General features: G+C 44.2%; 13 protein-coding genes and 1 tRNA gene. 10 read left to right on the plus strand and 4 right to left on the minus strand.

Features of this window, described 5'->3' with window-relative positions:
* Positions 1 to 6: 6 nt before the first annotated feature.
* The 3 genes from ICN26_RS05700 to ICN26_RS05710 are packed head-to-tail and all read right to left on the minus strand — an operon-like array spanning position 7 to position 3,097.
* A complete protein-coding gene (locus tag ICN26_RS05700; protein ID WP_216267482.1) occupies positions 7 to 1,452 on the minus strand; it encodes a TRAP transporter large permease in 1,446 nt (481 codons plus the stop codon).
* A complete protein-coding gene (locus ICN26_RS05705; RefSeq protein WP_216267483.1) occupies positions 1,449 to 1,991 on the minus strand; it encodes a TRAP transporter small permease subunit in 543 nt (180 codons plus the stop codon). Before ICN26_RS05705 ends, ICN26_RS05700 begins: the two co-directional genes overlap by 4 nt.
* A 20-nt stretch (positions 1,992 to 2,011) precedes the next feature.
* A complete protein-coding gene (locus ICN26_RS05710) occupies positions 2,012 to 3,097 on the minus strand; it encodes a TRAP transporter substrate-binding protein (RefSeq protein ID WP_216267484.1) in 1,086 nt (361 codons plus the stop codon).
* A gap of 301 nt (positions 3,098 to 3,398) precedes the next feature.
* On the opposite strand from ICN26_RS05710, the gene ICN26_RS05715 reads away from it, so the two are divergent.
* Complete coding sequence (locus tag ICN26_RS05715; RefSeq protein ID WP_216267485.1) at positions 3,399 to 5,069, plus strand: MFS transporter; 1,671 nt, start codon at positions 3,399 to 3,401, stop codon at positions 5,067 to 5,069.
* A gap of 81 nt (positions 5,070 to 5,150) precedes the next feature.
* Here the strand turns inward: ICN26_RS05715 and ICN26_RS05720 are convergent, their stop codons facing one another.
* Positions 5,151 to 5,762, minus strand: coding sequence for an MOSC domain-containing protein (locus ICN26_RS05720; RefSeq protein WP_216267486.1), 612 nt, complete (start codon positions 5,760 to 5,762; stop codon positions 5,151 to 5,153).
* Positions 5,763 to 5,803: 41 nt separating this feature from the next.
* Between ICN26_RS05720 and ICN26_RS05725 the strand changes: the two genes are divergently transcribed.
* The 9 genes from ICN26_RS05725 (at position 5,804) to ICN26_RS05765 (ending at position 12,414) form a co-directional block, all read left to right on the plus strand.
* Positions 5,804 to 6,214: a hypothetical protein gene (locus tag ICN26_RS05725; protein ID WP_216267487.1), complete on the plus strand. Its 411-nt coding sequence runs from the start codon at positions 5,804 to 5,806 to the stop codon at positions 6,212 to 6,214.
* Between the two features lie 89 nt (positions 6,215 to 6,303).
* Positions 6,304 to 6,957 carry a VTT domain-containing protein gene (locus ICN26_RS05730; protein WP_216267488.1) on the plus strand — a complete coding sequence of 218 codons (654 nt, stop codon included), beginning with the start codon at positions 6,304 to 6,306 and terminating at the stop codon, positions 6,955 to 6,957.
* A gap of 17 nt (positions 6,958 to 6,974) precedes the next feature.
* Positions 6,975 to 7,051 (plus strand) — tRNA-Met (locus ICN26_RS05735).
* A 120-nt stretch (positions 7,052 to 7,171) separates the two neighbouring features.
* On the plus strand, positions 7,172 to 7,393 hold the full coding sequence (locus tag ICN26_RS05740) for a 3'-5' exonuclease family protein (protein ID WP_216267489.1): 222 nt from the start codon (positions 7,172 to 7,174) through the stop codon (positions 7,391 to 7,393).
* A gap of 302 nt (positions 7,394 to 7,695) precedes the next feature.
* Positions 7,696 to 7,992 (plus strand): hypothetical protein, encoded by a 297-nt coding sequence (locus tag ICN26_RS05745; RefSeq protein WP_216267490.1) that lies wholly within the window; start codon positions 7,696 to 7,698, stop codon positions 7,990 to 7,992.
* Complete coding sequence (locus tag ICN26_RS05750) at positions 7,983 to 8,558, plus strand: tetratricopeptide repeat protein (protein WP_216267491.1); 576 nt, start codon at positions 7,983 to 7,985, stop codon at positions 8,556 to 8,558. Before ICN26_RS05745 ends, ICN26_RS05750 begins: the two co-directional genes overlap by 10 nt.
* 60 nt (positions 8,559 to 8,618) lie before the next feature.
* Entirely contained in the window at positions 8,619 to 8,882 is a 264-nt protein-coding gene (locus ICN26_RS05755; RefSeq protein ID WP_216267492.1) for a DUF4212 domain-containing protein, read from the plus strand.
* A 2-nt stretch (positions 8,883 to 8,884) separates the two neighbouring features.
* On the plus strand, positions 8,885 to 11,026 hold the full coding sequence (locus ICN26_RS05760) for a sodium:solute symporter family protein (RefSeq protein WP_216267493.1): 2,142 nt from the start codon (positions 8,885 to 8,887) through the stop codon (positions 11,024 to 11,026).
* A gap of 128 nt (positions 11,027 to 11,154) precedes the next feature.
* A complete protein-coding gene (locus tag ICN26_RS05765) occupies positions 11,155 to 12,414 on the plus strand; it encodes a putative Na+/H+ antiporter (RefSeq protein WP_216267494.1) in 1,260 nt (419 codons plus the stop codon).
* The last annotated feature ends 37 nt before the right edge of the window (positions 12,415 to 12,451 follow it).

Consider the following 12,451-nt stretch of genomic DNA (forward strand, 5'->3'; position numbering starts at 1 on the left):
GTATTGTTATTTATTCTCTCGTAGCTGACGTTCAATATCAGAGCTCGAGTCTACTGTAATCTCATTTTGCTCTACACCGGCCAATGGATCAACCGATGGACCGCTAGCATCAAAAGCAGCAGTCGGCTTATCAACAAAGTAAGTCACCGTTTCTGGTATGAAGATGATGATCGCTACCAGAATCAGTTGCAGACCAACCCACGGTAGGGCGCCATAGTAAATATCCGAGCTTTTGACGGTTTTATCGGCTACCCCTCGCAAGTAAAACAATGCAAATCCAAATGGCGGATGCATGAACGAGGTTTGCATATTGGCGCCGAGAAGCACGCCAAACCAAATGAGATCGATCCCCAGCTTGTCTGCAACTGGAGCCAACAAAGGAATAATGATGAACGCAATTTCAAAATAGTCTAAGAAGAAGGCCAAGAAGAAGACAAATAAGTTCACCACAATCAAGAAGCCGATTTGCCCACCTGGCAGACCTGTTAAGAGCTCCTCAATCCAAAGGTCCCCATCTACGCCGCGGAATGTCAAACCGAATACAGTGGAGCCAATCAGAATGAAGATCACCATGGCATTGATGCGCATAGTAGAGGTCATCGCCTCCCAGACTAAAGTTTTTTGTAGGCGTTTGTTCATTGCCGCAAGAACTAATGCCCCTACAGAACCCATGGCGCCACCTTCAGTTGGAGTGGCTAGACCCATCAAAATAGTCCCGAGCACTAAGAAGATCAATGCGATTGAAGGAACAATGCCCCAGAGGATTTTCTTAAATAACTTCCAATCTATTGTTGGGCGTGCTTCTGGTGGAAGCGCTGGTACATCTTGCGGTCTAAAAATCGACAAGAAGAAAATGAATAAACAGAACAGCACTACTTGAATGATGGATGGTCCAATAGCGCCAGCATACATATCGCCAACGGACTTACCTAACTGGTCAGCTAACACGATCAATACGAGTGATGGTGGAATGAGTTGGGTGATCGTTCCTGATGCAGCAATCACTCCAGTAGCTACACGTGGGTTATATCCATAGCGCAGCATAATTGGCAGGGAGATTAATCCCATTGCAATCACTGATGCGGCAACGGTTCCAGTAATGGCCCCTAGAATTGCACCGACAATAATGACGGCATAAGCTAAACCACCTCGGATCGGGCCAAATAACTGACCTAAACCTTCAAGCATGTCTTCAGCTAATCCACACTTCTCCAGAATCGCACCCATAAACGTGAAGAAGGGAATGGAGAGCAATAGATCATTGGACAGAATACCGAATACTCGGTCTGGCAGCGCTTGCAAGAAAGTGGGCTGAAACATGCCCATTTCGATGCCGATAAATGCAAAGAATAAGCCAACAGCGCCAAGGGAAAAAGCGGCTGGATATCCAAGCAATAAAAATATAATAAGGCCCCCAAACATGATGGGGGCCATCAAATCATGGCTAATCATTGGAGCGGTCTTTCGTACTTAGGATCGATTTGAATCATGCCAATAATGGCAGCGTAGCGTTTGATGATTTCTGAAATACCTTGGAGTGTTAGCAAGAAAAAGCCCAAGGTAATTGCGCCACGAACTGGCCAACGAATCAGCCCACCAGGATTACTCGAAGTTTCATTTTGAATTACTGAGGTAATAAAAAATTCCCAAGAGTAATAACCAATAATGATGGTTACTGGTAAGAAGAAAATAATGCCACCCCAAAAATCTAACCAGAGGCGAAATTTGTTAGGGTACATTGCATAAAGTACGTCTACTCGCACATGTTCATTGAGACGGAAAGTGGTTGCGGCACCAAACATCACCATGCCGGCGAATAGATACCACTGCGCTTCTAGCCAACCGTTGGAGCTGACATTGAAGCCATACCGAATCAGCGCATTTGCTGTGCTGACCAGTACGGCTATCAATACCATCCAACTCGCTAATACACCAAAACGGTCATTTAAACGATCAACGAAACTTGTGAAAACTAAAAATTGTTTTGGCATATCAGATTCTCATTAAGTTCTTATTTGACTGGATTAGTCAACATGAAGCTCATGAGAGTTTGCTCAGCAACTTTGTTCCACAACATTTGATCGTTACGGAATTTTTTCCAAGGCTCATAAATTTTCTTGAACGATGGATTTTTAGCTGCTTCTTCTTCGTACATTTCGAAGGCTGCAGTAGATGCGGCTTTCATAATTTCTGTTGAATAAGACTGCAGCTTCACTCCATTCTTAATGAGGCTTTGCAAGGCGATCGGATTTTTGTAATCGTATTCAGCCATCATGTCGATATTGCATTCTGCGCATGCAGAGGTAAAAGCCTCTTGATATTGCTTGGGCAACTTCTCCCATTCCTTGATGTTGACATACATGGAATACATCGAGCAAGCTTCCCACCATCCTGGGTAGTAGTAGTAAGGTGCAATTTTGTAAAATCCTAATTTCTCATCATCATATGGGCCAACCCACTCAGCCGCATCGATAACACCTTTTTCTAAAGCAGGGTAAATATCACCGCCAGCGATTTGCTGGGGGATCGCGCCTAGACGTGACATCACTTCACCGCCTAAGCCTGCAATACGCATTTTTAGACCTTTGAGGTCAGCGACTGTTTTGACTGGTTTCTTGAACCAGCCGCCCATTTGCGTGCCAGTATTTCCTGCTGGGAAAGAGACGATGTTGTAATCACGTAAGAATTCACGTTGGAGTTTTAAGCCTCCGCCCCAATACATCCAGGCGTTTTGCTGGCGTTGGTTCATACCGAATGGCACGGTGGTATCGAAAGCAAAGGTTTTATTTTTACCAACGAAGTAATATCCGGCTGTATGAGTGCATTCAACAGTACCTTGCTGAACCGCATCTACAGTACCAAATGCGGGAACAATCTCACCGGCACCAAAAATACGGATTTGAAATTTACCATCGGTCAGCGCGGCAACGCGCTTAGAGATGTATTCGCCGCCACCGTAAATCGTATCTAAGCTTTTTGGAAAACTAGAGGCACAGCGCCACTTAATTTCTGGCATAGATTGAGCAATAGCCGGAGCTGCCAGTACACCAGCAGCTGCACCCAATGCAGTTTTGCTTAAAAAGTCACGTCTTTTCATTTGTATAGCTCCTTAATTAGTTATCTTTTTAGTGCGCTGCCAGATACTGACCGCTAATGCCATTAAATCGGGATACCATCGGGCGCTCATTGAGATTTGCACCTAAATTGGGCTGCTTGCATTATCTTGGTGCAAGACCCTTGCTAGATAATGCAGCAAATGCGTTGCAACAAATACACATTTATGGGGAAAACCCCAAGATAATTTAGTGGGGAATTACCCTAACTGGCGGATTTCTTTAGCTTTTTTCAAGTGATAATCGGTGGTTGTATTTTTTTAATGAAATAGTTAGGAGCTACTGATGTCAACATCAACTAAAGCAGCCCCAATGACCGCTGAAGAACGCAAAGTTATTTTTGCTTCCTCTTTAGGTACGGTTTTTGAGTGGTACGACTTTTATCTTTACGGTTCACTGGCTGCCGTTATCGCCAAGCAATTCTTCTCAGGCCTAGATGCAGGTTCTGCCTTCATTTTTGCATTGCTTGCGTTTGCTGCCGGCTTTATCGTTCGCCCATTCGGCGCTTTGGTATTCGGTCGCTTAGGTGATTTGATTGGCCGTAAATACACCTTCTTGGTGACGATTCTCTTGATGGGTGGTGCAACATTCATCGTGGGTATTCTGCCGAACTACGCCAGTATCGGTGTTGCTGCCCCTGTGATCTTGATCGCGTTACGCATGCTTCAAGGTCTAGCATTGGGCGGTGAGTACGGCGGTGCTGCAACTTACGTTGCTGAGCATGCTCCTCACGGTAAGCGTGGTGCGTACACATCATGGATTCAGACAACAGCTACTCTTGGCTTGTTCTTGTCCTTGCTCGTGATTTTGTTCACACGTGAATTCACAGGCGCTAACTTTGACGTTTGGGGCTGGCGTATTCCTTTCATCGCTTCTATCGCATTGTTGGCGATCTCTGTATGGATTCGTTTGTCCATGAATGAGTCACCAGCTTTCAAGAAGATGAAAGATGAAGGTAAGCTGTCTAAGGCGCCTTTGACAGAGTCATTTGGTCAATGGAAAAACTTGAAGATCGTTATCTTGGCATTGTTTGGTCTGGTTGCAGGTCAGGCAGTAGTTTGGTACACAGGTCAGTTCTATGCTTTGTTCTACCTCACCCAAGTGTTGAAGGTTGACCCTAAGGCTGCGAACTTGTTGATTGCTGCTTCTTTGGTAATCGGTACACCATTCTTCGTAGTATTCGGTAGCTTATCTGACAGGATTGGTCGTAAGGTAATCATCATGGCTGGCTTGTTGTTTGCCATCATTTTGTATATCCCGAACACACCAGTTTCTTTGTTTAACGGCTTAACCCACTTTGCTAACCCAGCATTGGAAAAGGCAATGGCAACTTCACCAGCAAGCATTACTGCTGATGTGAACGAATGTACTTTCCAGTTCAACCCAACAGGTACTGCGAAGTTCACAAGTTCTTGCGATATTGCAAAGCAGGTTATGGCTTCTAACTCTGCAAGCTACACAACTATCCCTGGCCCAGCCGGTGGTACTGCAGTTGTGAAGATTGGCGATACAGATATCCAAGGCTACTCTGCTAAAGGTTTGGCTCCAGCTGATGCGAAAGCAAAAGATGCTGAGTTCAAGAAAGCAATTCGCGAGGCATTGAATGCTGCTGGTTATCCTGCAAAGGCTGATCCTGCTGCAATCAACTACCCTGCAGTTCTTGCTCTCTTAGTAGTTTTGGTGATCTTGGTAACCATGGTTTATGGCCCAATCGCGGCGATGTTAGTTGAGATGTTCCCAACTCGCATTCGCTACACCTCGATGTCCTTGCCATACCACATTGGTAACGGTTGGTTTGGTGGCTTGTTGCCAACGATCTCCTTCGCCTTGGTAGCGCAAAACGGTAACATTTACTACGGTCTCTGGTACCCAATCATCATCGCTGCGATGACATTGGTAATCGGTGTATTGTTTGTAAAAGAAACTAAAGACGTAGATATCTACGCTAAAGACTAAGTTTTATTAGCCTGTTTCAAAAAACTAAACCCGACCACTTTGTGGTCGGGTTTTTTTATTGCCAAAAATACATTACAGCAATTAATCCCATAGATCTTTTTGATTACCGCGATTAAAGAGGGCTTGATTCTGATCCGAAATAGATATCAGTCTTTGACCCGGCACTACTGAAATGGCATCACCCGCTGCAAGTGCACCAGTTTGATTCACCCGCAGGTACCATCCACTAAAGCCTGATTGCAACATCGCTTTGGCTGCACCCTTGTATTTCATCTTGGCATTGAACTTAAAGCAGGGTTCGCGTAGCTTGACTACAGTAAATTGAAGAGTGCTAATTTGCATTTCATCCCCAACAAATATCTCAGTTTCTAGTAAGCCTTCAATCGTGAAGTTTTCACCCAGAGCACCTAATGGGAGATTGACGGATTTTTTAGTTTCTCGAGAAAGTAGTTCGTTCCAAAAAGCATAGTGCTCGATTGGATAGACGTAAATCGCTTTTTCAATGCCACCATGCACTGACAGATCAGCTTGCTCATCTCCTGCTACGCCTAGTCGGGTGATTTCAATGGGGGTGGGGGTATCAAGATTACTGATGGACTGTTTATTGATAGCTGAGGCTACCGTTGAATAGTTTGGGTGATGAGATCCAAACAGTGGCATCACTTTGCCGGAGGCTATGGAGAGAAGTCGCATAAGTGCTTTGGCTGATAAGATGAAATGAATTAAGAAAGTAAATGATGCCTCTGTATAGATTATTAATGGTAGCAATTCTTTTGACGCTTACTAGCCAGACAGCATTTGCTAAGTGGGATGAAGAGCGTGACGTTACTACCAATGGTAAAGATGAGTTGGTTTATTACTTTAAAACCAACGATCAGGGGCAAAAGCTGGTTTTAGATAAGTATGTCAAGCGCCTGATTTTCATTCAATCTGATCGCCTATATAAGCGTACTATTCGGCTGATTAAAGTAGATGGGCAATCCATTGAGGTGATGAGTGATCCTTTTTCGCGCTTCCCAGAGCAAACGGCAATCACTTTTGAAAACAAAGATGAGGTCTTGAAGAAACTTTTTTTAGCCAAGAAAATTGAAGTTTTCGTACGCTATAACCGCGAGGAGAGCTTGAACACTTTCCAAATTCGGTAATCTAATGTTTCTTACTAGTGCCTGTAGCTAATATACCGATGCTGCAATAGGTAAACTAGGGTCTATTACTTTTAATACTCGGGATCCCTTTGGACTTCTCTTATCTTTTAGATCTATTTCTTAACCTCGATAAAAATTTAGCTCTGGTAGCTAATGAGTGGGGTGTCTGGATATACGCCCTGCTTTTTGCCATTATTTTTGTAGAGACAGGCTTTGTCGTGATGCCCTTTTTACCTGGGGACTCTCTATTATTTGTAGCTGGCGCTATAGCTGCAGTGGGTGGTTTAGATTTGTGGATGCTGATGGCTTTGTTGACTTTTGCAGCGGTCATTGGCGATGCTCTGAACTATTCAATTGGACGTTATATCGGCAACCGGGTCTTTTCTTGGGAAAGCTCACGTTGGTTTAATCGCAATGCATTTGATAAGGCGCATGCCTTTTATGAAAAATATGGTCCAGTGACGATTGTTTTGGGGCGTTTTATGCCCTTTATTCGAACTTTTGCCCCATTTGTGGCTGGGGTTGCTCACATGCGCTATCCCGTGTTCGCTTTTTATAATATCGCTGGCGGCATTCTGTGGGTCTGCAGTTTGACAAGTCTTGGTTTCTTTATTGGTGACAATGCCTGGGTAAAAAGCAATTTTTCCTTAGTTGCCTTAGCAATGATCATCATTCCAGGCCTACCAGCCCTGTGGATCTTTCTTAAGGAAGTTCTAAAAAAAGTTCAGCTTCGCGCCAAATAAGATAAAATCTCACCTTCGGCGATTTAGCTCAGTTGGTTAGAGCGATGGAATCATAATCCACAGGTCCGGGGTTCGAATCCCTGAATCGCCACCATATTCCTAAGCGCTTGCAAAGCATGGACGCCTAAGCGCAGATATTTACAGTCCTCTAAGCCTGTTTCAATCAAAACAGGTCCTCAGCAAAAGTCATGTTCATCTGTCAGGTAGTACTCGGATGACAAAAAATATTAAGTGCAGCGACAGTAAGCCGGCAGTTAAGGTTTTAGAAGAATTTCGGCGTTTGGAAGGCAACTATCCATTACTGGCATTTCATGCTGCCTTTGATGAAGCCATGCTTATTAGCACCCATTCCTCGTTTGGCCTTAAACATCTGCACAATGAATGGCTGGACATCGCATTACTTGCCAGAATTACTAGGCTAAACCCTAAAATTTAGTCGCTTGATGATCGACTAGAACTTTTTAGAATTGAGTAGGCTGTCCGCTATCAAGCTGCGATTGATACATTTGCTACTGCAGAGCGTTTGATGCGCCAATGACCTTATCTAACGAAAAAGGTAGTTCATTTGCTAATTTAAGGAGAATTGCCCAGCAAGCCAACTGGATTCCACGCTATAAAAGCACCCCATAAACCTTTGATTGTGTAGGGGTTTTAATACGGGAAAGCACCGATATATCAAATAGTACAAATTTAACATAATCCGATTCATTAGTAGGAATAAAACCTTAGGAAATCTTTGTGCTTTTATCTTTAAACATTGCTCAATTGCTTTTATATATTGGCGGGCTTAGCCTAGCTGGTCAAGGCTTGCTTTATGTTATCGCTGGTCAAGGCAGGGATACCAATTTGTTTTATCAGCTCATCGGCATGGTAAACAAACCATGGACAGTAATCGCACGCTTTGTTTCGCCAAAGCAAATTGTGGATAGCCAAATCCCATTTGTGGCATTTTGTATTGTCGGTGTTCTTTATATGGCTGTGACCATAGCAAAGATTGAACATTGCCTCACGATTGGAATTGAAGCATGTCAGTAAAAAGACGCCCTCTCCCTTGGCATATTTTGAAGTGGCGTGCCACCGCAATGATTGTGCTTGGTATGAAAAATCAGGCAATGGAAGTATTTGAAGAAATGCTCAAGCTGTTTCCAAATGATGCTTATGCCATTAACAGCCTCGCCTTTCTAAAAACTGAGTGCGGTGACAAAGAAGGGGCGATTGTTGATTACAAGCGGCTCATATTGTCCCCTGATGCCACGGCAGCCACTTGGTATAACCTCGGCTTTTTGCAAGAGGAGGTCGGTCAAATTCAGGATGCCGAACACAGCTTTCGGCAAGCCCTCAAAATTAATGAAAAGTTAGATCAAGCTTGGTATGGTCTTGGCTTGGTTCTAATTCAATTACAACGCTTTGATGAAGCGATCAAAGCCCTCAAGAAGAATACTCAACTTCAACCAATGAGCCCTTACGCTTGGTATCAACTTGCGCGGGTTTACGTTGAGCGCAATCAGCCTGATGAGGCGACCAAAATTATTCGCCATTTAAAAGAGTTTGAACCTAAATTTGCTAAGCAGCTAGAGCGGGAAACCGGTTTGGCTGCTTAGTGGTTTTTAGTAGTAGGCAACTGTTTTAGAAGTAATTTATTAACTTGAGGAGACACTGTTATGCAATTAACAGAATCGCATAAGCAATATTGGCAGAAAAACCTGAGGATGACAGCATTATTGTTAGCCATCTGGTTTGTTGTGACCTTTGTTGTGGGATATGCTGCGCGCGACCTGAATTTCACCTTTTTTGGCTGGCCGTTTAGCTTTTGGGTGGGTGCACAGGGAGCATTGGTGGTTTACGTTCTAATTATTGCCTACTATGCGCATTACATGAACAATCTTGATAAAGAATACGATTGCGCTGAAGTGGAGGAGGAATAATCATGGCCGGAATGACACCTAGTGGTGATGGAAGTATGTTTGGAGGCGGCGGAACTAATGCCGATTTTAGAAAGGCGCTAAACAAAGTTTATGCTTTGTACACAGGCGGCTTTATTGCCTTCGTTATTGCTTTAGCTATTGCAGAGCAAATGGGCTTAAGCCGTGCAATGATTGGTTACGTCTTTTTGGGCGCAACCGTTTTGCTTTATGCCGGCATTGGTGTAATGAGTCGAACCAATGATGCTGCTGAATACTATGTAGCTGGACGTCGCGTTCCTGCGATCTATAACGGTATGGCAACGGGTGCTGACTGGATGTCAGCTGCGTCCTTTATCGGTATGGCAGGTACTTTGTACTTAACCGGTTACGGTGGTTTAGCCTTCATTATGGGTTGGACAGGCGGTTACTGTTTAGTGGCTTTGTTCTTAGCCCCTTATCTTCGTAAATTCGGTCAGTTCACGATCCCAGACTTTTTGGGCGCGCGCTATGACGGTAATCTTCCACGCTTTATCGGAATTTTTGCGGCGATTTTATGCTCCTTCACATATGTGGTTGCGCAGATTTATGGTGTTGGTTTGATTACAACCCGTTTAGCTGGTGTGCCATTTGAAGTGGGTATTTTCTTAGGTTTGGCTGGCATTTTGGTATGTTCGTTCTTGGGTGGTATGCGTGCTGTTACTTGGACACAAGTAGCCCAGTACATCATCTTGATCATTGCTTACATGATTCCAGTGGTTTGGTTATCAGTTAAGCAAACGAATAATCCAATTCCACAGGCTGTCTATGGATACCAGTTGGAAAAAGTAACTGCAAAAGAAGCAGAATTAATTAAAGATCCAAAAGAGTTAGAAGTGCGCGCGATTTTCAAAGCACGTGCTGATGCTTTTGGTGAAAAATTAAAAGACGTTCCTGCTGCGCTGGCTGCTGATAAAGCAGCTGCTGAGACAAAAGTGGCTGATTTAAAAGCTGCAAATGCTCCCGCGGAAGAGTTGGCTGCTGCTGAAAAAGCGCTAGCTGCTGTTCCAAAGGATGCTGAAGCAGCTAAAAAAGCTTGGACAGCGGGCAAAACTGGAGCAGAGAATCGCTCTAAGCCGCTTGCTAATATGCCACGCCATGCTCAGCAGTTTGCGGGTGATCCCGAAGGTGATGAGAAAGCACGCACGGCATTTGATACCTCACGTCGTAATTTCTTAGCATTGATCTTCTGTTTGATGGTGGGTACAGCGGCATTGCCACACATTCTGATGCGCTTTTACACGACCCCGTCGGTAAAGCAAGCACGTGAGTCTGTGACATGGTCCTTGTTCTTCATCTTCTTGCTTTACTTCACTGCACCTGCTTTGGCAGTGTTGGTTAAGTATGAGATCTTTACGATGTTGGTGGGAACGCCATTTGATCAACTGCCAGCCTGGATCGCGCAATGGAATAAGGTTGATGCCACTTTATTATCAGTAGCTGATATCAATAAAGATGGTATTTTCCAGCTGGCTGAAATGACCATTGGTGGTGACATCATTGTTCTGGCAACCCCCGAAATTGGTGGTTTGCCATACGTGATCTCAGGCATGGTTGCTGCTGGTGGTTTGGCGGCAGCGCTGTCAACAGCGGATGGATTGTTGCTGACCATTGCAAACGCCTTGTCACATGACCTTTACTACAAAATGATCAACCCAAATGCCCCAGCTAGCAAACGTGTTTTGATTTCTAAAGCACTATTGTTGGTTGTAGCTCTGGCAGCCGCATATGTGGCTGCGCAGAAACCGGCTGACATCTTGTTCTTAGTGGGCGCAGCGTTCTCCTTTGCTGGCGCAGCGTTCTTCCCAGCACTTACCCTCGGTATTTTCTGGAAGCGCGCTACAAAAGCAGGTGCATGTATTGGCATGGTCGGCGGCTTAGGTTTGACCTTCTACTACATGGTCATGACTCAGCCTTGGTTGCGTGGCATATTTGGTGTCACATCACCGATTGAACTTTGGTATGGAATTGCGCCAATTTCAGCTGGTGTCTTTGGTATACCGCTTGGCTTTGCATTGATTTTCTTGGTGAGCTTGGTAACCCCAGCCCCACGTAAAGATATTCAAGATTTGATTGATCACGTTCGTTATCCAACATTGCGTGGAGACATCAATACACAAGCTAGTTAAGTTGTCAGATTGATTCTCGGGTTTATCCCCGAGGCTTTATAGACCCGCTCTTCGGAGCGGGTTTTTTATTGCACATCAAACAAATTAGAGTCTCAAATAATGTAGATTTCATCTTTATACTTATTGGTATGAATCCAACCATTATCAATATTGTCAGTAGTGCTATTTTTGCAGTGGCGGTACTACATACTTTTTCAACCAAGTTTTTTGAGGGTCTAGCACATAGATATCCAAATCATTCTGGTATTTGGCATTTACTTGGTGAGGTTGAGGTGGTATTTGGTTTTTGGGCGATGGTGTTGGTGTCATTCTTTTTTGTCTACTCTGGACATGATGCGACGATCGCTTACCTTGATAAGCTGAACTTTACCGAACCGCTATTTGTCTTTGTGATCATGATCATTGCGGCGAGTAAACCGGTTTTAGAGTTTTGTCTTTTTTTAGTATTGCGTGTGACAGCTTTACTGCCTGTCAAGAAATCGGTTGGATTTTTGTGGGTCACGCTCACTCTAGTACCCTTGCTTGGTTCATTTATTACCGAGCCTGCTGCCATGACAGTAGCTGCTTTGCTGCTGCGCAATTATTATTTCTCAAAGCAGATTTCCCCTAAGCTCATGTATGCAGCGCTGGCGGTATTGTTTGTGAATATTTCCATTGGCGGCGCATTAACGCCCTATGCAGCTCCTCCCATATTGATGGTTGCGTCCACTTGGAATTGGGATCTTGGGTTTATGTTGCAAAACTTTGGCTGGCGCTCTGCACTGGCAGTTGCAACCAATTCTGCCTTGCTCGTATTAATCTTCTTTAAAGAATTAAATGCTTTTAGAATCGAACCCAACGAGAAAAAAATTGATGCGATTCCTTTCGGCGTCATTACAATCCATTTAGCATTTTTAGTTGGAGTAGTGATCTCAGTTCACCATTCAGTTTTATTCATGGGCTTATTCTTGTTTTTCGTGGGGTACACCGCAGCCTATGCACGCTATCAAAATAAGTTGATTATTCGTGAAAGTTTATTAGTAGCATTTTTCTTGGCGGGTCTTGTTGTTCTAGGTGGGCAACAAAAATGGTGGTTGCAATCTCTCTTGGTCAATTTAGATTCAACTTCGGTTTATTACGGCGCTACCGTCCTTACTGCAATAACTGATAATGCTGCGCTTACCTATTTAGGATCGCTGGTTGATGGGCTCTCTGATGAATTTAAGTACTCATTAGTTTCTGGCGCTCTCACTGGTGGCGGTTTAACCGTTATTGCTAATGCCCCCAATCCCGCAGGCTTCTCCATCCTGAAGCCCAGCTTTGAGGAAGGTGCAATTAGTCCGCTTTACTTGTTTCTATATGCACTACCCCCCACTATCATCGCCATCATCGCTTTCCGCTTTATCTGAGTTAGGTGCTAGCCCATCAATTTGAAATATCGTTAGA

It is taken from the genome of Polynucleobacter hallstattensis, from assembly GCF_018881835.1.
GTDB classification, from domain to species: Bacteria; Pseudomonadota; Gammaproteobacteria; order Burkholderiales; family Burkholderiaceae; genus Polynucleobacter; species Polynucleobacter hallstattensis.